General features: G+C 73.4%; 18 protein-coding genes and 1 riboswitch. Of the genes, 9 read left to right on the top strand and 9 right to left on the bottom strand.

Annotated features, from left to right (window positions below; translation table 11 throughout):
* The first annotated feature begins 26 nt into the window (after positions 1-26).
* Both AB0F58_RS07495 and AB0F58_RS07490 read left to right on the top strand, forming a co-directional pair.
* Entirely contained in the window at positions 27-671 is a 645-nt protein-coding gene (locus AB0F58_RS07495) for a metal-dependent phosphohydrolase (protein ID WP_357139385.1), read from the top strand.
* Between the two features lie 149 nt (positions 672-820).
* A complete protein-coding gene (locus AB0F58_RS07490) occupies positions 821-2,221 on the top strand; it encodes an FAD-linked oxidase C-terminal domain-containing protein (RefSeq protein ID WP_357139382.1) in 1,401 nt (466 codons plus the stop codon).
* 28 nt (positions 2,222-2,249) lie between these two features.
* Here the strand turns inward: AB0F58_RS07490 and AB0F58_RS07485 are convergent, their stop codons facing one another.
* Positions 2,250-4,064, bottom strand: coding sequence for a glycerol-3-phosphate dehydrogenase/oxidase (locus tag AB0F58_RS07485; RefSeq protein ID WP_357140392.1), 1,815 nt, complete (start codon positions 4,062-4,064; stop codon positions 2,250-2,252).
* 80 nt (positions 4,065-4,144) lie between these two features.
* Here AB0F58_RS07485 and AB0F58_RS07480 point away from each other — a divergent pair, with 80 nt between their 5' ends.
* The 3 genes from AB0F58_RS07480 to AB0F58_RS07470 all read left to right on the top strand — a co-directional run bounded on the left by AB0F58_RS07480 (position 4,145) and on the right by AB0F58_RS07470 (position 7,980).
* Positions 4,145-6,619: a S8 family serine peptidase gene (locus AB0F58_RS07480; protein ID WP_357139379.1), complete on the top strand. Its 2,475-nt coding sequence runs from the start codon at positions 4,145-4,147 to the stop codon at positions 6,617-6,619.
* Between the two features lie 86 nt (positions 6,620-6,705).
* Complete coding sequence (locus AB0F58_RS07475; RefSeq protein WP_357139377.1) at positions 6,706-7,683, top strand: GNAT family N-acetyltransferase; 978 nt, start codon at positions 6,706-6,708, stop codon at positions 7,681-7,683.
* Positions 7,684-7,743: 60 nt separating this feature from the next.
* Positions 7,744-7,980 (top strand): hypothetical protein, encoded by a 237-nt coding sequence (locus AB0F58_RS07470; protein ID WP_357139375.1) that lies wholly within the window; start codon positions 7,744-7,746, stop codon positions 7,978-7,980.
* A gap of 82 nt (positions 7,981-8,062) precedes the next feature.
* Here AB0F58_RS07470 and groL read toward each other — a convergent pair whose 3' ends face one another.
* Complete coding sequence (groL, locus tag AB0F58_RS07465) at positions 8,063-9,685, bottom strand: chaperonin GroEL (protein ID WP_357139373.1); 1,623 nt, start codon at positions 9,683-9,685, stop codon at positions 8,063-8,065.
* 840 nt (positions 9,686-10,525) lie between these two features.
* Entirely contained in the window at positions 10,526-10,729 is a 204-nt protein-coding gene (locus AB0F58_RS07460; protein ID WP_013288855.1) for a cold-shock protein, read from the bottom strand.
* Between the two features lie 224 nt (positions 10,730-10,953).
* Here AB0F58_RS07460 and AB0F58_RS07455 point away from each other — a divergent pair, with 224 nt between their 5' ends.
* Positions 10,954-11,484 (top strand): GNAT family N-acetyltransferase, encoded by a 531-nt coding sequence (locus tag AB0F58_RS07455; protein ID WP_357139370.1) that lies wholly within the window; start codon positions 10,954-10,956, stop codon positions 11,482-11,484.
* Positions 11,485-11,616: 132 nt separating this feature from the next.
* Here AB0F58_RS07455 and paaN read toward each other — a convergent pair whose 3' ends face one another.
* Positions 11,617-13,293: a phenylacetic acid degradation protein PaaN gene (paaN, locus tag AB0F58_RS07450; RefSeq protein WP_357139367.1), complete on the bottom strand. Its 1,677-nt coding sequence runs from the start codon at positions 13,291-13,293 to the stop codon at positions 11,617-11,619.
* 88 nt (positions 13,294-13,381) lie between these two features.
* Here paaN and AB0F58_RS07445 point away from each other — a divergent pair, with 88 nt between their 5' ends.
* Positions 13,382-13,915, top strand: a complete 534-nt coding sequence (locus AB0F58_RS07445) for a hypothetical protein (RefSeq protein WP_357139364.1) — start codon at positions 13,382-13,384, stop codon at positions 13,913-13,915.
* Here the strand turns inward: AB0F58_RS07445 and AB0F58_RS07440 are convergent.
* Together AB0F58_RS07440 and thrC are read right to left on the bottom strand one after the other, a co-directional pair.
* The gene (locus AB0F58_RS07440) at positions 13,854-14,873 is read right to left on the bottom strand and encodes a GNAT family N-acetyltransferase (protein ID WP_357139361.1); all 1,020 of its coding nucleotides are present in this window, start codon (positions 14,871-14,873) and stop codon (positions 13,854-13,856) included. The two genes, AB0F58_RS07445 and AB0F58_RS07440, sit on opposite strands and share 62 nt — an antisense overlap.
* Positions 14,874-15,163: 290 nt before the next feature.
* Positions 15,164-16,450, bottom strand: coding sequence for a threonine synthase (gene thrC / locus AB0F58_RS07435; RefSeq protein ID WP_357139358.1), 1,287 nt, complete (start codon positions 16,448-16,450; stop codon positions 15,164-15,166).
* 12 nt (positions 16,451-16,462) lie between these two features.
* A riboswitch (SAM riboswitch) is annotated at positions 16,463-16,598 on the bottom strand.
* Between the two features lie 104 nt (positions 16,599-16,702).
* Here thrC and AB0F58_RS07430 point away from each other — a divergent pair.
* Positions 16,703-17,455 (top strand): A24 family peptidase, encoded by a 753-nt coding sequence (locus AB0F58_RS07430; protein WP_357139355.1) that lies wholly within the window; start codon positions 16,703-16,705, stop codon positions 17,453-17,455.
* Positions 17,456-17,506: 51 nt separating this feature from the next.
* Here AB0F58_RS07430 and AB0F58_RS07425 read toward each other — a convergent pair whose 3' ends face one another.
* Positions 17,507-18,337: a peptidoglycan recognition family protein gene (locus AB0F58_RS07425; RefSeq protein ID WP_357139352.1), complete on the bottom strand. Its 831-nt coding sequence runs from the start codon at positions 18,335-18,337 to the stop codon at positions 17,507-17,509.
* A gap of 140 nt (positions 18,338-18,477) precedes the next feature.
* Here AB0F58_RS07425 and AB0F58_RS07420 point away from each other — a divergent pair, with 140 nt between their 5' ends.
* Positions 18,478-19,845, top strand: a complete 1,368-nt coding sequence (locus tag AB0F58_RS07420) for a DNRLRE domain-containing protein (protein WP_357139350.1) — start codon at positions 18,478-18,480, stop codon at positions 19,843-19,845.
* A gap of 74 nt (positions 19,846-19,919) precedes the next feature.
* Here AB0F58_RS07420 and AB0F58_RS07415 read toward each other — a convergent pair whose 3' ends face one another.
* Together AB0F58_RS07415 and AB0F58_RS07410 are read right to left on the bottom strand one after the other, a co-directional pair.
* A complete protein-coding gene (locus AB0F58_RS07415) occupies positions 19,920-20,462 on the bottom strand; it encodes a hypothetical protein (protein ID WP_357139348.1) in 543 nt (180 codons plus the stop codon).
* 100 nt (positions 20,463-20,562) lie between these two features.
* Positions 20,563-21,462, bottom strand: a complete 900-nt coding sequence (locus AB0F58_RS07410) for an ABC transporter permease subunit (protein WP_357139345.1) — start codon at positions 21,460-21,462, stop codon at positions 20,563-20,565.
* Positions 21,463-21,516 lie beyond the last annotated feature (54 nt).

Genomic DNA, 21,516 nt, shown 5'->3' with positions numbered 1-21,516 from the left:
GGGACGACGTAGGGCAGACTGCGTCCGTGGAGACGCTGGTGCGACGGTGGCGGGCAGCGGCCCGCGCGGCGGGTGCCCCGGACACGGACGCGCTGACCCGGGCCGGGGAGGGGTTGCTCGCCCGGTGGCGGGAACCGCACCGGCACTACCACACCGTCGCGCACCTGACCGCCGTGCTGGACGTCATCGACGCGTACGCCGGGCACGCGGACCGGCCCGACCTGGTGCGACTCGCCGCCTGGTGCCACGACGCGGTCTACGATCCGCGTGCCACCGGGGACGCCAACGAGCGCGACAGCGCGGCGCTGGCCGGCACCCTGCTCACCACGCTGGGGACCCCCGCCGGGGCGGTGGCCGAGGTCCGCCGGCTGGTGCTGCTCACCGCCGGCCACGCGGTCGCCGACGACGACCGCGACGGGGCCCTGCTCTGCGATGCCGACCTGGCCGTCCTCGGAGCCGACCCGCAGCGGTACGACGACTACGCCGCCCGCGTCCGCCGGGAGTACGCGCACGTGCCCGAGCCGGCGTTCCGGGCCGGTCGGGCCGGGGTGCTGGCCGGGCTGCTCGCCCTGCCGACGCTGTTCCGGCTCCCCGCACCGGCCGCCCGGTGGGAGGCCCCGGCGCGGGCGAACCTGACCCGGGAGCTGGCCGTGCTGCGGTCCCTCGGATAGCCGTCGCACGCCCCGGCGGGGGGACCGGTTCCCGCGCCCCGCCACCGGCGACGGCGAGCGGGACTGCCACCGGCGACGGGAGCTGCGCCCGGCGAACCGGAACTGCCGCTCTGTGGTCACCTGGGCGGGGCGCGGCTACCCTCTCCTGCATGTCCGCCACCCCCCTCCTCGACGAACTGCGCGCCGCGCTCGGTGCGACCGCCGTGCTGACCGACCCGGACCTGCTGCGCATGCACCAGCGGGACGAGGCCGACCTCTGCGCGGCCGGCATGCCGCTGGTCGTGGTCCGCCCCCGCGACACCGCCGGGGTGGTCGCGGTGGTCCGCGCGGCGGCCCGGCACGGCGTACCGGTGGTGCCGCAGGGCGCGCGGACCGGGCTGGCCGGTGCGGCGAACGCGGTGGACGGCGCGGTGGTGCTGAGCACCTCGGCGATGGACGCGATCCTGGAGATCGATCCGGTCAGCCGGATCGCCGTGGTGCAGCCCGGCGTGGTCAACGCGATCCTGGCCGGCGCGGTGCGCCGGGAGGGGCTCTACTACCCGCCCGACCCGGGCTCGTGGGAGTCGTCGACCATCGGCGGCAACGTGGCCACCAACGCCGGCGGCATGTGCTGCGTCAAGTACGGCGTGACCACGGAGTACGTGCTCGGCCTGGAGGTGGTGCTCGCCTCCGGCGAGGTGCTGCGCACCGGGCGGCGGACCGCCAAGGGCGTCGCCGGTTACGACCTGACCCGGCTCTTCGTCGGCTCGGAGGGGACCCTCGGGATCGTCACCGAGGTGACCCTGGCGCTGCGCCCCGCCCCGGAGGAGTCGCTGACCCTGGTCGCGGTCTTCGACTCCACCACCGACGCGGGCACGGCGGTGGCCGGGATCGCCGCGCAGGGGTTGAGCCCCAGCCTGCTGGAACTGCTGGACCGGACCCACCTCGAGGCGATCGAGGCGTATCAGCCGATGGGGCTGCGCACCGACGCCGAGGCGCTGCTGCTCGCGGCGTCCGACACCGGGCCCCGGGCCGCCGAGGACCTGGCCCGGCTGGAGAAGGTCTGCGCGGCGGCCGGCGCGTCCGAGGTGTACGTCGCCACGGACGCCGTGGAGGCGGCGGCGCTGCTCCAGGCCCGCCGGTTGGCGCACCCGGCGATGGAGGCGTTCGCCGCCCGGACGTACCCGCAGGGCAACGGCGGGCTGGTGATCGACGACGTGGCGGTGCCGCGCGGCGCGCTCGCCGCACTGCTCGACGGGGTGGCCCGGATCGCCGCCGAGTGCGACGTGCCGATCGGGGTGGTGGGGCACGCCGGGGACGGCAACATGCACCCCAACATCGTGGTCGACCGGGCCGACCCGGCCAGCCTGGAACGGGGCCGCCGGGCCTTCGACGAGATCATGCGGCTCGGCCTGGAGCTGGGCGGCACCTGCACCGGCGAGCACGGGGTGGGCCTGCTCAAGCGGGAGTGGCTGGCCCGCGAGATCGGCCCGGTCGGCGTCCGGGTGCACCACGCGATCAAGGCGGCGCTGGACCCGGACGGCCTGTTCAACCCGGGCAAGGTGCTCTGACCGCCGGGGCCCGGGGCCCCCGGCGGGATCAGTACGGGGCGGGCAGCCCGCTCAGGTCGCTGTCCGTACCCCGGTCGGCGGCGAATCCCCGGACGTCGGGCGCGCCGAGCCGGGCCGCGTCGGCGGTGGCGTCGTCCGGCATCCGCTGCGACTGCCGTTCCGCCTCCACCCGGGCCCGGTAGTGGGCGACCTCGCGGGCCCGCACGTCGGCGTCCCAGCCCAGCACCGCGCCCATCAGCTCGGCCGTGTGCTCCGCCGACTCGAGTCCCCGGTGGCTCGTCTCGAAGGAGATCCGGGTACGCCGGGTGAGCACGTCCTCCAGGTGCAGCGCGCCCTCCGCCCGCGCCGCGTAGGTGACCTCGGCGGCCAGGTACTCGGGGGCACCGGCGAGCGGGGCGGCGAGCAGGGGGTCCGCCGCGATCAGGGCGAGCAGGTCCAGGGTGAGGCTGCCGTACCGCTCCAGCAGGTGCTCCACCACACCGACCGGCACCTCGTGCCGGCGGGCCAGGTCGGCCCGGTCCCGCCACATCGCCGCGTACCCGTCCGCGCCGAGCAGCGGCAGGTCGGCGGTGCGGGACGGACGGACGTTGCCGAGCCGGCGGGCCGCCCGGTCGACCACGTCCCCGGCCATCACCCGGTACGTCGTGTACTTCCCGCCGGCCACCAGGAGCAGCCCCAGCATCGGCTCGACCACCGCGTGCTCCCGGGAGAGCTTCGAGGTGGAGTCCGCCTCGCCGGAGAGCAGCGGGCGCAGCCCGGCGTAGACGCCCTCGATGTCGGCGGTGGTCAACGGCTTGTCCAGCACCAGGTTGACCTGTTCCAGCAGGTAGTCGATGTCCCGCGCGGAGGCGGCCGGGTGGGACCGGTCCAGCCGCCAGTCGGTGTCGGTGGTGCCGATGATCCAGTGCCCGCCCCACGGGATGACGAAGAGCACCGAGGTCGCCGTCCGCAGGATCAGCCCGGTCTCGCCGGTGATCGCCGACCGGGGCACCACCAGGTGCACCCCCTTGGAGGCGCGGACCCGCACCCCGGGACGGAGTCCCACGTCGTTCAGCATCCGGGACATGTCGTCGCTCCACACCCCGGTGGCCGCGATCACCGTCCGGGCGTGCACCTCGAACTCCGCGTCCGGTGAGCCGGGGGGTGCCTCCAGGTCGCGGACCCGCACCCCGGTCACCTCCCGGGCCTGCCGGATCAGGCCGACCGCGCGGGCGCTGGTCACCATGGTCGCGCCGAGGCTCGCCGCGGTGCGGGCCAGGGTGACCACCAGACGGGCGTCGTCCACCTGCCCGTCGAAGTAGCGGATCGCGCCGGCCAGCTTGTCCGGGCGGAGGCTGGGGAAGGCCCGCCGGGCGCCCTCCCGGGTCAGGTGCCGGTGCAGCGGCATCCCCCGGCCGCCGCCGAAGATGCCGGCGAAGGCGTCGTACGCGGCCACGCCGGTGCCGTAGTAGGCCCGCCGCCAGGCACGGGCCGGCAGGGCGCGCACCCCGCCGTCGTCGGGCAGCGGCACCAGGATCGGCACCGGACGGACCAGGTGCGGCGCGAGCCGGGTGGCGAGCAGCCCCCGCTCGGTGAGCGCCTCGTGCACCAGGCCGAACTCCAGCTGCTCCAGGTAGCGCAGACCACCGTGGATCAGCTTGCTGGAGCGGCTGGAGGTGCCGGCGGCGAAGTCCCGCGCCTCGACCAGGGCCACCTTGAGGCCCCGGGACGCGGCGTCCAGGGCGGTGCCCGCACCGGTCACCCCGCCCCCGATGACCAGGACGTCGAATCGCTCGGCCCGGAGCCGGCGCAGGTCGGCGGCCCGCCTGATCGGCGAGAGCTGACCGGCGACCGTACGGGAGATGTTGGGGTCACGCACCTGTTCACGGTAACGGGACCGGCGGTCGGCGGCACACCCCGAGCCTGCCTGCGTACCGTACGGGCATGCAGCCCGTGTACCCGTCCGGTCCTCCCGTACCCCCGCCGGCGGTGGCCCCGTCCGGCCCACTGGCGGTGGTCGGAGCCGTCCTTGCCGGTTGCTGGACGGTCGCGGTGGTGCTGTTCCCCCAGCTCGTCGGCTGGACCGCCGAGCAGGCGCTGCTCGCCAGCGGACTCCACCGGCCGGTCTGGCTCTGGCCGGTGGTCTCCCTGGTCACCGTCGTCGCGGTCGGGGTGCCCGCGCTGCTGCTGGCCCTGCTGCCGCGCTCCGGTGCGGTCCGCGCCAGCGGGCGGGCCTGGCTGGCCGGGGCCGTGGCGGCCGGGCTGCTCGGGCTGCTCCGGATGATCCCGGCGGTGCACCACGAGGCGTACCTCGCCGCGCTCGCCCTGGTCGCCGCCCTGGCCGCCGTGGTCGTCACCCGCCTGCCCCCCACCGACCCCCGCTCCCCCACCGACCGTCCGACGCACGGCGGCCCGACGACGGCAGGCCCGGTCGGGGGCACGCGACCGGCACGCGATGCCGGCGAGCGGGGCGCCACCGCCGGGGTCACCCCGCTCGCGGTCGCCGCCGGACTGGTCCTGCTCCTGCCCTGGCTCTGGTGGGGCGCGCTCGGCGGGCTGCTGGAGACGGTGCTCGCCGCACTGGCCGCCGCAGCGGTCGGTCTCCTCGCCGGAGCCCTGCTCGACGTCGGGTTCTGGGCCCGATTCGGTGCCGGCCGACCCACCCGCCCGGCGCTGCTGGTGCTGGTCGGCGGCCTGGTGGCCGGGGTGACGCTGCTGCTGCTCGCCGCCGGCACCGGGCACTCCGGTGCGCAGCTCGCCGCGCTGCTGACCCTCCCGCCGGCCGGTTTCGTGCTCGCGGCTCTCCAGGTCCCGACCGATCCGGGCGGACGGCCGACCGGCCGCGCTCCGGTGCGCTGGCTGGTCGGGCTGGGCGTGTTCGGGCCCCTGGCCTTCACCGATCCGGAGGAGGTCAGCCTGCTGCTGAGCACCACCCGGGACGTGCCGTTCTGGGTGCTGGTCACCGCCGGGGCCGGACTGGTCGTCGCGCTCGGGCTCTCCGTCGGGTACGGCGTACTGCTGCCGCGACGCGTGCCGGGGCGACGGTTCGCCACGGCGGCCGTGGCCGTCCTGCTGGTCGCGGGCGCCCTGGTGTACGCCGGCCCCGGCCAGCCGGGACTGCACGGCGAACGCCTGCTGGTGGTGTTGCGGCAGCAGGCCGACCTGCGCGACGTCCCGACCACGCCGGGGGCGGCCGGACGGGACGCCCGGGTCCGCGAGGTCTACCGCCGGCTGGTCGACACCGCCGACCGCACCCAGGCCGGCCTGCGCCGGGAGCTGGGCCGGCTGCGGCTGCCGCACACCCCGTACTACCTGGTCAACGCGATCGAGGTGGACGGCGGCCCGGCGGTACGGGCCTGGTTGTCGGGTCGCCCCGAGGTGGACCGGGTGCTGGTCAGCCAACGGTTGCGACCGCTGCCCGCGCCGGCCGGCACCACCCGGGGCGACGCGCCCCCGCCCGCCGGCCCCGAGTGGAACATCCGCATGATCGGAGCGGACCGGGTCTGGTCGGAGCTGGACGTGAACGGTTCCGGCATCACCGTCGGCAGTTCCGACTCCGGCGTGGACGCCGGCCACCCGACGCTGGCGGCCGGCTTCCGGGGCGGCGACGACTCCTGGTACGACCCGTGGGAGGGCAGTCGCTCCCCGCGCGACAGGGGCGGGCACGGCACCCACACGATGGGCAGCGCGGTGGGCCGGGACGGCATCGGGGTGGCGCCCGGCGCGACCTGGACCGGCTGCGTGAACCTCGACCGCAACCTCGGCAACCCGGCACGCTACCTGGACTGCCTCCAGTTCATGCTGGCCCCCTTCCCGCCCGGCGGTGACCCGTTCACCGACGGTCGGCCCGAGCGGGCCCCGCACGTGCTGACGAACTCGTGGGGCTGCCCGACGATCGAGGGCTGCGATCCCCGGGTGCTGCGCCCGGCCACCGCCGCCTTCGACGCGGCCGGGGTGTTCGTGGTGGCGGCGGCGGGCAACACCGGCCCGCACTGCGCCTCGATCGACGACCCGCCGGCCCCGTACCCGGACGTGTTCACCGTCGGCGCGGTGGACCGGGCCCGCCGGGTGACCGACTTCTCCAGCCGGGGGCCGGTGCCCGGGGTCACCAAACCGGACCTGGTCGCGCCCGGCGCGGCCGTGCGCTCGGCGATGCCCGGGGGCGGTTACTCCGTGCTGGACGGCACCTCGATGGCGACGCCGCAGGTGGCCGGCGTGGTGGCGCTGATGTGGTCGGCCGAGCCGACGCTCGTCGGCGACCTGGACCGCACCCGGAGCATCCTGCGGGAGACCGCCACCCCGGTCGAGACGTCGCCGCCACCGGGCGGGGAGACTCCGCCGTCGTGCGGCGGCACCGCCGACGTCGCCGGGGCCGGCCTGGTCGACGCCTACGCCGCGGTCCGCGCCGCCCGGGGGTGAGCAGGGGTTCCCCGGTCACCGCTCGGGCCCTCGGCGACCACCTCTACCCCGGCGACCAAGCCGGGTGTGGCCTAGGGTCGGCGACCATGGACGACGAGCGGATCAGCGTGACCGAGCTGACCACCGAGCGGCTGCCCGAGGTGGTCGACCTCTGCCGCCGGGGGCTGGACCTGACCGAGGACGCCGCCGAGGCCGACGCCATCGTCGACACCGTGTACCGGCGGGCCCGGGTGGACCGGCCGGTGGTCGGGCTGCTGGCCGTACGGGGGACGACGCCGGTCGGCGTGCTGGTCTGCTCCCTTCCCGAGCGGCCGGATCCGCCCGGTGCCGCGTACGGGTGCGTGGACCTGGTGGTGGTCGCGCCGCAGGAGCGGCGACGCGGCGTGGGGCGGACGCTGCTGGCGCACGCCGAACGGTGGCTCGCCGGGCGCGGCGCACGGGAGGTGCTGCTCGCCGGGAACCCGCCGTACTACGCCTGGCCCGGCATCGACGTGCGCTACACCCCGGCGGTCTGTGCCGCGCTGGCGCTCGGCTACCACCAGGACCGGACCGCCTGGAACATGACCGCCGACCTGTCGTACGACGGGTCGCCGGCGTTGCGTTCCACGGCGGAGGCGGAGCGGCGGCTGGCAGCAGCGGGCGTGACGGTACGCCGGGCGGAGCCGGGTGACCTGCCGGCGCTGACCGCGTTCGCCCGCGACACCTTCGGCGGCACCTGGGACGGCGAACTGGTCGGCTCGGTGGGGCGTACCGGAGCGGGGTGTGAGGTGGCGTGGCGCGACGGGGCGGTGGTCGGTTTCGCCGCCTGGGGGTCGTCCCGCCCGAGCTGGTTCGGACCGATGGGCACCGCTCCGGCGGCGGCCGGTTCGGGGATCGGTGGGGTACTGCTGCGGCGGTGCCTGCGGAGCCAGCGGGACGCCGGGATCGTACGTGCCCAGATCGGCTGGGTGGGCCCGGTGCCGTTCTACGCGGGCAGCGCCGGGGCCCGGATCGAGCGGGTCTTCCTGCTCCACCGGAAGGACATCAGCCCCACGGGTACCCAGACCGGGCAGGAACCTGAATAGTCCCGTTCCACCCCGGCCCCCGCCGTGGATCTCCTACCGTTTCGGCAGGAGGAGGCAGTCATGAGGATGGACGACGAACCCGTCGACGACACCGCGCCCCTCGCCTGGGCACCCGTCGGCGACCTGCCCGGCCAGTTGCCGATCGACTGGCTGGACTACGGCGACGCCGAACAACTGGTGGAGATGTCGACCGGCACCGAGCCGACAGCCAACGAACCGCTGGAGATGGTGGACTCGCCCGTCGGCACCGATCCGCCGGAGCATCGTCCGGGCCGGCGACGCCCCCTGCCGACCTGATCGGGCCGAATCCCGGATGGAGACGCCCGAAGGGGCGGACCGCTGACGCGGCCCGCCCCTTCGGCGTGTGTCGGAACCGGACTCAGAAGTCCATGTCCCCGCCACCCGGGCCAGCCGGGGCGGCCGGGGTCTTCTCCGGCTTGTCCGCCACGACGGCCTCGGTGGTGAGGAAGAGCGCCGCGATCGAGGCGGCGTTCTGCAGCGCCGACCGGGTCACCTTGGCCGGGTCGATGATGCCCGCGGCCAGCAGGTCGACGTACTCGCCGGTCGCGGCGTTGAGGCCGTGACCCGCGTCGAGGTTGCGGACCCGCTCGACGACGACGCCACCCTCGAGGCCGGCGTTGACGGCGATCTGCCGCAGCGGGGCGTCCAGCGCGATCTTGACGATCTGCGCGCCGGTCGCCTCGTCACCGACGAGGTCCAGCTTGTCGAAGGCGGTCTTGCCGGCCTGCACCAGCGCGACGCCACCACCCGGGACGATGCCCTCCTCGACGGCGGCCTTCGCGTTGCGGACGGCGTCCTCGATGCGGTGCTTGCGCTCCTTCAGCTCGACCTCGGTGGCCGCGCCGACCTTGATCACCGCAACGCCACCGGCCAGCTTGGCCAGCCGCTCCTGCAGCTTCTCGCGGTCGTAGTCGGAGTCGCTCTTGTCGATCTCGGCCCGGATCTGGTTGACCCGGCCCTGGATCTGCTCGGCGTCGCCGGCACCGTCGACGATGGTGGTCTCGTCCTTGGTCACGACGACCTTGCGGGCGCGGCCCAGCATCTCGACGCCGACGGCGTCCAGCTTGAGGCCGACCTCCTCGCTGATGACCTGGCCACCGGTGAGGATGGCGATGTCGCCCAGCATGGCCTTGCGGCGGTCACCGAAGCCCGGCGCCTTGACGGCGACCGACTTGAAGGTGCCCCGGACCTTGTTGACGACCAGGGTGGCGAGCGCCTCACCCTCGATGTCCTCGGCGATGATCAGCAGCGGCTTGCCGCCCTGCATGACCTTCTCCAGGATCGGGAGCAGGTCCTTCACCGAGGAGATCTTGCTGTTGACGATCAGGATGTACGGGTCGTCGAAGACGGCCTCCATACGCTCCGGGTCGGTCATGAAGTAGGCGGAGATGTAGCCCTTGTCGAAGCGCATACCCTCGGTGAGCTCGAGCTCCAGGCCGAAGGTGTTGCTCTCCTCGACGGTGATGACGCCTTCCTTGCCGACCTTGTCCATCGCCTCGGCGATGATCTCGCCGACGCTGGTGTCGCCGGCCGAGATGGAGGCGGTGGAGGCGATCTGCTCCTTGGTCTCCACGTCCTTGGCGAGCTTGGACAGCTCCTCCGAGACGTTCGCGACCGCAGCCTCGATGCCCCGCTTCAGGGCCATCGGGTTGGCACCGGCGGCCACGTTGCGCAGACCCTCGCGGACGAGGGCCTGGGCCAGGACGGTCGCCGTCGTCGTGCCGTCACCGGCGACGTCGTCGGTCTTCTTGGCGACCTCCTTGACCAGCTCAGCGCCGATCTTCTCGTACGGGTCCTCGAGCTCGATCTCCTTGGCGATGCTCACACCATCGTTGGTGATGGTGGGGGCACCCCACTTCTTCTCGAGCACGACGTTGCGGCCCTTGGGGCCGAGCGTCACCTTTACGGCGTCGGCGAGCTGGTTCATGCCCCGCTCGAGGCCGCGACGGGCCTCCTCGTCGAACGCGATCATCTTGGCCATACGGCGTTGTCCTCCTGGACACTCACGGGCCACCCGAGTGTGTGTCCCGGATGGGCCGCCTGGTGTACGCACCTTGGGACGTCGCCACCTGGCGACGACGACGTCTCCTCGGCCGGGCCGGATAGCCCGCGACGACCGGCCATGTGCCGCGCGACTCGATGCCGTGCGACCGTGGCCCTACCGTCCCGACCATTGGCACTCACGCCATGCGAGTGCCAATGACTTGTTTAGCACTCTCCCCTGCCGAGTGCAAGCACGATGCCCCCGCCCGACGTGCCCGCCGACCGACGCGGGCCACACCGAGGCGGTAATTGATCATGGAATGAACGGGAAGATCCGGCCTCTCCGGGACACGTCCGGTGCAGGAACCGGCGCGGCGGGGCAGGCGGTGCCGGGTGGTACGGCCACCAGCCGGCAGAGGCACCGCGCGGGGCGGCGCGGCAGGGAGACGCAGGCGCGCGGGGCGGCACGCAGAGCGGAGGTACCGCGCGGGGCGGCACGCAGACGCAGGCACGCGCGGCACGGAGAGCGGACGACCCCGGGCCCGGAGAGCCGGGATAGGTGGGCAGACCCGGGGGAGCATGCCGGGGTGTCCGCACGGGGGACGCCCCGACCTGCCGCTACTTGCGTCGGGCCGACGGCTCGACCGAGCCGTCGGGACGGACCGGTGGACGGGGCGCGCCCGGCTCCGACGGGTCGGATCCGGGCGGGCCGGAGGGGGGAGGGAGGGGAGGGAGGGGACGGGTCGACCGTGGGTCCACCGGCGGCTGTCCGCCGGAACGACCGCGGCCCACCCCGATCGCGGCGACCGCACCGTCGCGGCACCACCACGCGGTCGGCTCAGGCGATGACGCGCACCCGCTCGGCCTGCGGGCCCTTCTGCCCCTGAGCGATCTCGAACTCGACCCGCTGCCCGTCGTCCAGCGCCTTGTAGCCGTCCATCTCGATCGCGGAGAAGTGGACGAAGACGTCCTGCCCTCCGTCGACGGCGATGAAGCCGTAGCCCTTTTCGGCGTTGAACCACTTGACGGTGCCTTGCGCCACGGTGCACTTCCTCACTTCGCTGGGCGACACGCAACCCCCGACACCGGTCCGATCGGCATCGGGACCACCGCTTTCCTCACCGGCCCGGAGCGGCCGATGTTCGGTGACCGAAATCGCACGCTACACGAAGCGTCACCACAGTGCACGACCACAAAACAGGGCATAACAGACTGCTCTCCACCCGGGTGCACATCGGCGCCCATCATTGGGGTAGGCATTCGGACATGACGCGGAATCCGGCCGGTTCGACGGCAGGCGTACCCACCGTCCGCCGGGTCCGCCCGACCGACGCCGCCCGGATGCGGGCCCTGCGGCTGGAGATGCTCGCGGACGCGCCACTGGCCTTCCTGGAGACCCTCGCGGAGGCCGCCGCCCGTCCGCACGCCGAGTACGCCGCCCGGATCGCGTACACCTCGACCGGCTCGCACGCCGCGCAGTTCGTCGCCGACCCCGGTGACCGCATGGTGGGGCACGCCGGCGGGGTCGCCTCGCCGCACGAACCGGGCCTGACCGTGGTGTTCGGGGTGTACGTCACTCCCGCCTGGCGCGGCACCGGACTGCTCGCCGAGCTGATCGACGGCGTCGGTCGCTGGTCGCGGGCGTGTGGACGACCGGAGCTGATGCTGGAGGTGGTGATGGGCAACGACCGCGCCTACCGGTCGTACCTGCGGCTGGGCTTCACCGACACCGGGGTACGCGTGCCGCACCCTACGGTCCCGTCGATGCGGGAACTCCAGATGCGCCGCCCGGCCTGAGCCGCTGCCGGAAGTGCTCTCACACCCGCCCACGCGGGTGCCGGGAAACCCTCCCCGTCCGGCTGGGCGGTCGCCGGGGCCCTTCCTGCGCCAGGAGCGGCAGGAAGGGCCCCTACGACCGACCGGACCGGATCAGGCGGTGTGGCGGCGGCTCTGCACCACGCGGAACCGGTTCGCCACGTAGGCGCCGTCGGTGAGGGCGGCGTTGGCGGCCGGGTTGGCACCGCTGGCGTGGAAGTCGGAGTACGCCGCCGACTGGTTGACGAAGACCCCGCCGGTCAGGTTGCAGGACAGGTGCACCCCTACCTCGATCGCCGCCGCCTCGGCCGCGTCGAGCACCGCCGCGTCGGTGGAGTAGACGGCGGCGGTCAGGGCGCCCTTCTTCCCCACCGTGCTGCGGAGGATCTCCAGGCTCTGCGCGGTCGATCCGGTGGCGATGACGAACGAGATCGGGCCGAACCACTCCCGGCCGTAGGTCGCCGTGGCGTCCGCGCCGAGCTTGACGAGGGTCGGCGTACGGACCACCGCGTCCGGGTGCGCCGGGTGCTCCAGGGGACGCGACTCCAGCACGACGTCACCGAGCTTGGCCGCCTCGTCCAGCCGTTCCAGCACCCCGTCGTTGACGATCGCCCCGGTCAGCTCCACGGCGCGGGCCGGGTCGGCGGTGAGCTTGCCCACCGCTGCCGCGATCCCGGCGGCGACCTCGTCGAAGCTCTTGTGCCCCTGGTCGGTGGCGATGCCGTCGGCCGGGACGAGGATGTTCTGCGAGGTGGTGCACATCTGGCCGCTGTACAGGGTGAGCGTGAAGCCGAGGTTGCGGCACAGGCCGGCGAAGTCGTCGGTGGAGTCGATCACCACCGTGTTCAGGCCGGCCTTCTCGGTGTAGACCGAGGCCTGGCGGGCGTGCTGCTCCAGCCAGTCGCCGTACTCGGTGGAGCCGGTGAAGTCGACGATCCGCACGGCCGGGTGCAGGGCCAGGTCGGAGGCGAGCTTCTCGCCCGGGGCCTCGGCGGCGAGCAGCACCAGGTTCGGGTCGAAGCCGGCCTCGGCGAGCACCTCCCGGGCCACCTTGACGGTGATCGCCAGGGGCAGCACCGCGCGCGGGTGCGGCTTGACCAGCACCGGGTTGCCGGTGACCAGCGAGGCGAAGAGACCGGGGTACGAGTTCCAGGTCGGGAAGGTGTTGCAGCCGATCACCAGCGCCAGGCCCCGGGGCACCACGTGGAACGTCTTGGTCATCCGCAGCGGGTCGCCCTTGCCGGCGGGCTTCTCCCAGTGCGCCGTCGCCGGGTGCCGGGTCATCTCCGAGTACGCGTACGCGATCGCCTCCAGCGCCCGGTCGAGGGCGTGCGCCCCGCCGGCCTGGAACGCCATCACGAAGGCCTGCCCGCTGGTGTACTGCACCGCGTTGGCCAGTTCGAAGATGCGTCCGTGCAGCCGGGACAGGATCTCCAGGCAGACCCCCGCACGGGCCTGCGGGCCGGCGTCGCGCCAGGCGGGCAGGGCGGCGGAGGCGGCGGTCACCAGCTCGTCGACCCGGGCGTGCGGGTAGCGCACGCCCAGCGGCACCCCGAACGGACTCGCCTCGGTGGCGACCCGGTCGCCGGTGCCCGGCTGGTCGAGGGGGAAGTCGCCGTCCAGGTACGCCTCGAAGGCAGCCCGTCCCTCGGCCGCGGCGGTCTCGCCGTACACGCGGGGACTGGGGGACTCGGGGTAGGCGGACCAGTACCCGCGCTCCGCGATCGCGGTCAGCGCCCGGGTGAGGGTGTCGGCGTGCGTGGCGTACAGGGGATGCGGGGTCTCCGTCATGCCCGCCATCATGCCGCAGCGCGGGACCGGTCGGTAAGGGCCGGGGACCCGGCTGGCCGCGGGTGGTCCGGGGACGCATCCTGGAGCCGTGCGGCAGCGGACGCGGACCATGCTCACCTGGCTCAACGGCACCACGCCGGCCGGGCTGGCGCTGGCGGTGCTGGCCCGTACCACCCGGCGGCGCACCCCGGACGGGCTCGTCGTCGCCGGGGGCTACCGGTTGCCGCTGCCGAGACAGCAGTGCTTCACGGTCGGCTCGGTGGTGCTGACCCATCGGCCACCCGGTTGGCTGCTGCATCCGGACCGCGTCGGCCTGCTCGACCACGAGCGGCGGCACGCCGACCAGTACGCGCTGCTCGGGCCGCTCTTCTGGCCGGCGTACGGGCTCGCCTGCGCCTGGTCGTACGCGCTGACCGGTGGCTACGGCTGCGGCAACGTCTTCGAGCGGCGGGCCGGCCTGGCCGCCGGTGGATACCCCGAGCCGACCCTGCGACCGTGGGCGGCGACCCTGCTCCGCCGGCGAGCCGAGAACGGTTCCGGGCCCGCCGGGGGTCGCACGGTCAGAGGTCGAGCTGCCAGTAGGTCCAGGCGTCGACGGCGCGGAACCCCAGCTGCTCGTTGATCGCGATCATGTAGCTGTTGTCCGCGGCGTTCCAGGTGTCGATCTCGTGCAGCTCCGGCTCGTGCGCCAGCAGGTACCGGAGATTCTCGATCTTGACCAGCAGGCCGAGCCGGTGCCCCCGGTGCGCCGGATCCACGATGGTGATCTGCTGGTCGGCGTGGCGCGGGACGGACGGCACCACGATGATCATGGTCCAGGCGACCAGCCGGCCGCTCGCCTCGTGCACCACCCCGCAGTGGTAGGCGGCCCGCCCCCGGGCCGTCAACACCCGCTCGATGGCCCGCACCCGCTCGGCGTCCACGCGTTCCGGTTCGAGCACCAGGTCCCCGATGGGCGAGTCGAGCACGAGCCGGCTGTCGAGGTAGCCCACGTCGGCGACGTACTCCTCGGGGGTCACCCCCTGCCAGCTGACCGTGCGGTACCCGGTGGCCCGCTCGCGCGCGTCCGCCAGCAGCCTGTCGAGGAGGGCGTGGTCCACCCCGTCGACCACGAGCCGCCGGTGTACCTCGCCCAGCGCCGGCCGCGCCCCCAGCGCGGCGGCGAACCGCGCGCCGACGGCCGGGCGGTCCGGCCCCTCCGGCAGCGGCCCGACCAACGTCGCGATGATCCGCTTTCGACCCTGCCCGCGCAGCACCCGGACGGCGTGCTCGTACAGCGCCCGCCCGACGCCGCGCCGCCGGTACGCCGGGTGGACGACCAGTTCGAGGCTGGCGTTGTCGACGTTCTCCCACTGCGGCAGGTAGAGCACGAAATAGCCCACCGGGACGTCGTCGAGGGTGGCCAGCGCCATCCGGAGCGACCGGCCGGGCATCGGGTGCCGGAGCGCGCTCTCGAAGACCTGCCGGGACAGCGCCGGCATGTCCGGCAGGTCGACGGCCTGCCCGGCGGCGGCCACCCGGAACGCCGCGTCGATCGCGGCCTGTTCGGAGTCGTCGAACGACGCGATGACGATGCTCATGCCGACGAGAGTGCGCGCCGGAACGGAAACGGGCCAGCGAATTATTCGCTGGCCCGAGGAAGCTTTGGTCGGGAGGGACGGTCGCACAACGCCGCCGGCGTTGGGTCGTAAGGCTTGAAAAGTCTTCGGCGAACGCCCTCCCGCAGGAAGCATCCTGCAACTGACCGGTTACTGACGTCAAGTCCCTGACGGGTACTTTTTCGTACCCTGGGCGAACGGTCGGCTACCCGACGGATCGAACCGATCCCCCGTTCGGGCGAGTCGGTCGATCCGTCGGGGTGATCCGCAGGTCAGCCGAGCAGTCCGGCGTCGCGGGCGGCGCGCAGTGCCGGCTTGATCCGGTGGGTCGGGCCGACCTGTCCGGCGACGGCGTCGATGGTCTTCAGGCCCTCGCCGGTGTTGAAGACCACCGTCTCGGCGGTCGGGTCCAGCCGACCGGAGGCGACCAGCTTGCGCAGCACCGCGACGGTCACCCCACCGGCCGTCTCGGCGAAGACCCCGGTGGTACGCGCCAGCAGCCGGATCGCGGCCCGGATCTCCTCGTCGTCGGCGTCCTCCATCCACCCCCCGGTACGCCGCACCGCCTCCAGCGCGTAGAGGCCGGCCGCCGGGTCGCCGATGTTCAACGACTTGGCGATCCCGGTCGGCTTGACCGGGATGATGGTGTCGGTGTCGGCGTGCAGGGCGGTGGCGATCGGGTTGCAGCCGGCCGACTGCGCGCCGAAGACCTTCCAGCCACCGGCGGGGGCCTCCACCAGCCCGATCTCGACCAGCTCGCTGAAGGCCTTGTCGACCTTGGTGAGCAGCTCGCCGCTCGCCATCGGGATGACCACCTGCGCCGGGATCCGCCAGCCGAGCTGCTCGGCCACCTCGTACCCGAGGGTCTTCGACCCCTCGGCGTAGTACGGGCGGACGTTCACGTTGACGAACGCGGTGTCCTCGAACTCGTCGGTCTCGACCAGTTCGCCGCAGAGCCGGTTCACGTCGTCGTACGAGCCGTCGATGGCGACCAGCTCGCCGCCGTAGACGGCGGTGGTGATCACCTTGCCCTGCTCCAGGTCGCCGGGGATGAAGACGACCGAGGGCACCCCGGCACGGGCGGCGTGCGCGGCGACGGAGTTGGCCAGGTTGCCGGTGGAGGCGCAGGCGAAGCGGGTGAAGCCCAGCGCACGGGCGGCGGTCAGCGCCACCGAGACCACCCGGTCCTTGAACGAGTGGGTCGGGTTGGCGCTGTCGTCCTTGATCCAGAGCGGGCCGGTGATGCCCAGCTCGGCGGCGAGGTTCCCGGCGGCGACCAGCGGGGTCAGCCCGGGGTCGAGGGTGACCCGGGTGGCCGGGTCCTGGCCGGCGGGGAGGAGGGCGGCGTACCGCCAGAGGTTCTGCGGGCCGGCCTCGATCTGCTCCCGGGTGACCCGGGCCAGCGCGGCGGTGTCGTAGTCGACCTCCAGCGGGCCGAAGCACTCGTAGCAGGCGTGCTGGGCGGCGAGCGGGTACCGGGCCGAGCAGGCACGGCAGACCAGGGCACGGGCCGGGCTGGCGGTGGTGTCGATACCGGGGGCGACAGTCGTCGACGTCATGTCGAGGGGGTCCTCTCATCTTTCCCCGCGTCGCACCCTGCGGCGGGGACGGACTTGGCACCTGCCCCGTCGGACGCTCAGCTCTGAGCGCACGGGGTGGTTGCCGGGGCGTCGTCGGGCCGTATCCCTCAGCCCCTCTGGATGAGGTATTCAGTTGTGTCCTGCGAGCATACGCAGAGCCCAGGCCGCCTTCCTTCCCCCTTCCCACCCTGTGAACCAGCCCACCCGCGCGGGCGCGGGTAGGGTGCGGGCGTGCCGTGGTGGGTGGGGACGGTGGTGGCGGCCACCATCGGGTGCGGGGTGGCGGCGGCGTTCGTCCCGGCGGTGGCGTACCGCCTCGCGGTGCCGTACGGGCAGCCCGCCCGGCAGGGCTGCGCCGAATGCGGGGCCCCGCTGACCCCCGGGGTGCGCGGCTGGGTGACGACCCGGTACCGCTGTGGACACCGGCCGGGGGTGTCCCGCTGGCTGACCGCGTCGATCGCCGGATCGGCCGGTGGGCTGCTCGGGGCGGCGCTGGGGGCGGTGCCCGTCCTGCCGCTCTTCCTCGCCCTCGCGGTGCTCGGCGTGCTGCTCGGCGTCGTCGACGTCGCCTGCCGACGGCTGCCCGACCAGTTGGTCCTGCCGGCGCTGGCGGTCACTCCGGTGCTGCTCGGCGCGGTCGCCCTGCGGAGCGGGGCGTGGGACGACTGGTGGCGGGGGCTGCTCGCCTGCCTGGTGGTCGGTCTGGTCCTGACCGGGATGGTGCTGCTGCCCGGCGGTGGTCTCGGCTTCGGCGATGCGAAGGTGGGCGCGCTGCTCGGCTGGTACCTCGGCTGGCTGGGATGGGAGGCGGTGGTCCTGGGCGCGGTGCTGCCCTGGCTGGTGAACGCCCCCGTGCTGCTGGTGCTCCTCGCCACCCGACGGGTCGGTTGGCGCACGGCGCTGCCCTTCGGACCGTCCCTCCTGGCCGGCGCGCTGCTGGCGGTGCCGGTGGTCACCTGGTGGCCGACGGTCACGGCCACCTGAGCCGGCACCGGCATGCGGTCCGGAACCGACCGGAGGGCCGCCGCCCGACGATCAGTCGGCGAGCCGACGGGCCAGTTCGGCGGAGACCTTCTGCGCGAGGTCGGGTGGGATCGCGGAGGCGATGGCCTCCGGGGTCAGCGTGGCCAGCACCCCACGGACGATCTCCTCGCTGGGGTTACGGATCAGCAGGTCCCGGACGTTGAGGAAGGTCTCGTTGAGGACCTGGAGGGTGGAGTAGTTGGTCGGGATGCCGCCGCCGACGTACTGCCAGGGCAGGGCGCGCATGGTGCGGGCAACGGCGGGGTCCTGAAGGATGGCCAGGAACTGGGCGGGGGTCATGTCGTCCTCACTGTCGTCGATGGCCTGTTCGACCGTGGCCAGCAGGTGGTCCCAGGGGAAGTTCGCGCCGGGATCGGTGTGGGTGGTGCCACCCCAGGCCAGCCGCATGTCGTCGTGGCCGTAGAAGGCCCGCACCCGCGGGTTCGCGCGCATCTCGGCCACGGTGGCGCGGCGGGGTACGACGCCGTGCCGGCGACAGACCACGGCCAGCACGTCGGCGAGCCGTTCCCAGGCCACGTTGTCGAGCCACCACTGCCGCGACCTGACCGTGGTACCGGTGATCTCCACGGCGATGGCGTTCTCGTTGCCGGTGCCGGAGCCGGCGTGACCGGCACGGGCGTCGGTGTCCAGGGACTGGACGACGGAGTTCGAGTCGACGTAGAAGTGCGAACTGACTCCGTCGGTGCGCCGGGTGGCGTAGTTCGCCTCCTCCTCGGCGGTGGCGTCGTTGGCCGTGGCGTGGATCGCGATGCCGTACTTCAGACCGTCCTGGTCGCGGTAGACGTTGCGGCCCTGGACGAAGGGAATTCCGGGGACCTTCATGGGTTCTGCCTCCGGTCGGGGCGCTGAGCGGACCACACCGGACGTCAACGACCCGTCAACCAGGATCCGTCACCTCGTGCCGGGTCCGTGACCGATCCGGAGTGGACTGGCCTCCCGAGCCCACTAAGAGGTGCCGACAGATGCCCAGATCCCGATACGCCGCAGTGCTCGTCCTAGCGATCCTGGCCGGAACACTCACCTTCGCGCCCCCGGTGCGGGCCAACGGCAACTTCGTGTTCTTCCCCACCAACGACAGCTACGTGAGCGCGAGCGCGCCGACCAGCAACTTCGACAGCCAGCCGGTGCTGGCGGTGGCCGCCAACCCGACCCGGATCTCCTACCTCAAGTTCTCGGTCACCGGTCTTCTCGATCCCGTCATCCACGCCCGGCTGCGCATGCACGTGTCGACCATCCCCGACTCCGGCAGCCGCACCGGCGGCACGGTGCAGCGCAGTGGAACCGACTGGCTGGAGACGAGCCTGACCTACGCCAACCGGCCCGCCCTCACCGGCGCGCCGCTCGGCACGTACGGCCGGGTGGTCGCCGACACCTGGTACGACGTCGAGGTCACCTCGGCGGTGGTCAACAACGGGATCGTCAGCTTCGGGATCAGCTCCACCGACGCCAACGGCGCCTACTACGACGCCCGGGAGAGCGGCTCGGCCGTGCCGCAACTCCTCGTGGAGACCGGTATCCCGGGCACCGGCGAGAACGTCCTGCTGGCCGCCGGGGACATCGCCTCCTGCGACCGGGACACCGACGAGCAGACCGCGCGGATCCTCGACCGCGAGCCGGGCACGGTGGCCGCCCTCGGCGACCTGGTGTACGAACAGGGCAGCCCGGCCGAGTTCGCCAACTGCTACGCGCCGACCTGGGGACGGCACAAGGCCCGCACCAAACCCGCCGTCGGCAACCACGAGTACCTCACCCCCAACGCGGCCGGCTACTTCGGGTACTTCGGCGCCGCAGCCGGCCAACCGAACGAGGGCTGGTACTCGTACGACATGCAGGCCGGCGGATGGCACATCGTCGTGCTGAACTCCAACTGCAGCAAGGTCGGTGGGTGTCACGTCGGTTCGGCCCAGGAACGCTGGCTGCGGGCCGACCTGGCCGCCAACCCCGCCCGGTGCACCCTGGCGTACTGGCACCACCCGATCTTCAGCTCCGGCGACCGGGAACGGACGGAACTGCTTCCGCTCTTCCAGGCGCTCTACGAGGCGGACGTCGAGATCCTGCTCACCGGCCACGCCCACCAGTACGAGCGGTTCGCCCCGCAGTCCCCGAACCGGGTGGACGATCCCGTGCAGGGCATCCGCCAGTTCGTGGTCGGTACGGGCGGTCGGTCCCTCCAGCCCGACTTCGGGACCATCGTGCCGAACAGCGAGATCCGCAACGGCACCACCTACGGGGTGCTCAAGCTGACCCTGGTCCCCGGGATCTACCAGTGGCGTTTCCTGCCGGTGGCGAACCAGACCTTCACCGAGAGCGGCGCCGGCACCTGCCACTGACCGGCACCGCCCGACGCGGATCCCGGTGGGAAGGCGCTCCGACGCGACCTTCCCACCGGGGCCCGCATGTCCGGTCAGGTACCCGGAGCGCGGGCCCGGAGCAGGGCCGTGACGGCGTGGCCGAGCAGCAGCAGGCCGGTGCCGGCACCGACCACCAGGGCCACCGGCCCGGACGAGACGAGCCCGACGACCAGGCCGCCGAACGCGACCAGGCAGACCGCCAGCCCGAGCGGGCGGAGCAGCGGGTCGTCCAGCAGCGGGGCCAGCGGCAGGAAGTGCAGCCCCACGACCGCGCCGACCAGGACGGGGGTGAACTCCGACCAGCCCACCAGCCCGAGCAGCGCCGCGCCCAGGCCGGCGGCGGCGAACTCGGCGGCGACGACGAGCAGGTAACGCCGGTCGGCGGCCCGGTCGCGGGGCGGCACGTCGGCGCCCCGGGCGCGGGCGGCGACCACGCCACCGGTGACCGCGGTCAGCAGCGAGGCCACGCTCGCCACCACGAGCACGGTGTCCAGTGGCGGATCCGCCTTCGGCACGCTGAACCAGAGGGTCGCGAAGACCCCGAGGTAGAGCGCGGTCAGCCCGGCCTGTCGCCCGGTACGTGTTCGCCCTGTCATCTCCGTCGTCACTGTCCGATCCGTGTGCCCAGGTGGATGCCCCGAGAGGCGGTCCCGGCGATCCTACGGACGGTCGGTCCGGACGACGACGGGGTCGGCGTCAGCTCGTGATGTCCTTGCGGGTGAAGCGCCAGAAGGCGAGGCCCCAGAAGAGGGTGGCGTAGCAGATCGCCGAGACGCAGCCACGGACCACGTCGTCGGTCTGCACCGGCGTGGAGAGCAGGCCCAGCCAGGCGGTGCTGTAGTGGGTGGGCAGGAAGTCGCGCAGCACGCCGAGGGCGGTGATCTGGTCGAGGATGCTGGACAGGATCCAGAGCAGCACCGCACCGCCGACCGCACCGAGCGCCGCGTCGGTGACCACCGACAGCAGGAAGGCCAGACCGGCGACGACCAGCATGACCACGGCCAGGTAACCGAGGACGGCCAGCAGCCGCAGCAGCCCCTCGCCCGGGGCCAGTTCGGCGGAGACCAGGCTACGCAGCGGCGACCAGCCGTACCGGAGGGTGCCGACCAGCAGGGCGGTGCCGGCGAGCGTCAGCAGGGCGATCGCCGAGTAGGTGAGCGCGACCAGCAGCTTCACCGTCAGCAGTCGGGCCCGGGGCACCGGGATGGCCAGCAGGTAGCGCAGGCTCCCCCAGCTCGCCTCGCTGGCCACGGTGTCCCCGCAGAACAGCGCCACCACCACGACCAGCAGGAACGACGCCGACACGAAGATGGTGAAGAGGGTGAAGTTCAGCCCGCCGGTGGTGGCGAACTCGACCAGGCTGGCGAACTCGCCGCCGCCGTTGTCGTCGTCACCCGAGTCGAACTGAAACGCGATCAGGATGATCAGCGGGAGCAGCACCATGAACCCGAGCGCGAGCTGGGTACGCCGCCGCGACGCCTGCCGCCGGAACTCGGCCCGGAACGGCAGGGTCGCCGACGGGCGGTAGCCGGGGGCCGCGCCCACCGTGGCGGACGACTTCGTCGACACCGTTCCCCCGTTCTCCCGAGACTCCACCGCCGGCCTCCCGCCTCCCGGGGGCGCCGCCGCCGGCCTGTCGCTTTCCCGGGG

Source organism: Micromonospora sp. NPDC023956 (assembly GCF_040639195.1).
Taxonomy (GTDB): Bacteria; Actinomycetota; Actinomycetes; order Mycobacteriales; family Micromonosporaceae; genus Micromonospora.
This window is presented reverse-complemented; position numbering and strand designations above follow the sequence as displayed.

Excerpts from the sequence above, each read along its gene's own strand:
- AB0F58_RS07490 (WP_357139382.1), top strand. The coding sequence starts at position 821 with ATGTCCGCCACCCCCCTCCTCGACGAACTGCGCGCCGCGCTCGGTGCG.
- AB0F58_RS07480 (WP_357139379.1), top strand. The coding sequence starts at position 4,145 with ATGCAGCCCGTGTACCCGTCCGGTCCTCCCGTACCCCCGCCGGCGGTG.
- AB0F58_RS07475 (WP_357139377.1), top strand. The coding sequence starts at position 6,706 with ATGGACGACGAGCGGATCAGCGTGACCGAGCTGACCACCGAGCGGCTG.
- AB0F58_RS07470 (WP_357139375.1), top strand. The coding sequence starts at position 7,744 with ATGAGGATGGACGACGAACCCGTCGACGACACCGCGCCCCTCGCCTGG.
- groL (WP_357139373.1), bottom strand. The coding sequence starts at position 9,685 with ATGGCCAAGATGATCGCGTTCGACGAGGAGGCCCGTCGCGGCCTCGAG.
- AB0F58_RS07455 (WP_357139370.1), top strand. The coding sequence starts at position 10,954 with ATGACGCGGAATCCGGCCGGTTCGACGGCAGGCGTACCCACCGTCCGC.
- paaN (WP_357139367.1), bottom strand. The coding sequence starts at position 13,293 with ATGACGGAGACCCCGCATCCCCTGTACGCCACGCACGCCGACACCCTC.
- AB0F58_RS07440 (WP_357139361.1), bottom strand. The coding sequence starts at position 14,873 with ATGAGCATCGTCATCGCGTCGTTCGACGACTCCGAACAGGCCGCGATC.
- thrC (WP_357139358.1), bottom strand. The coding sequence starts at position 16,450 with ATGACGTCGACGACTGTCGCCCCCGGTATCGACACCACCGCCAGCCCG.
- AB0F58_RS07425 (WP_357139352.1), bottom strand. The coding sequence starts at position 18,337 with ATGAAGGTCCCCGGAATTCCCTTCGTCCAGGGCCGCAACGTCTACCGC.
- AB0F58_RS07420 (WP_357139350.1), top strand. The coding sequence starts at position 18,478 with ATGCCCAGATCCCGATACGCCGCAGTGCTCGTCCTAGCGATCCTGGCC.
- AB0F58_RS07415 (WP_357139348.1), bottom strand. The coding sequence starts at position 20,462 with ATGACAGGGCGAACACGTACCGGGCGACAGGCCGGGCTGACCGCGCTC.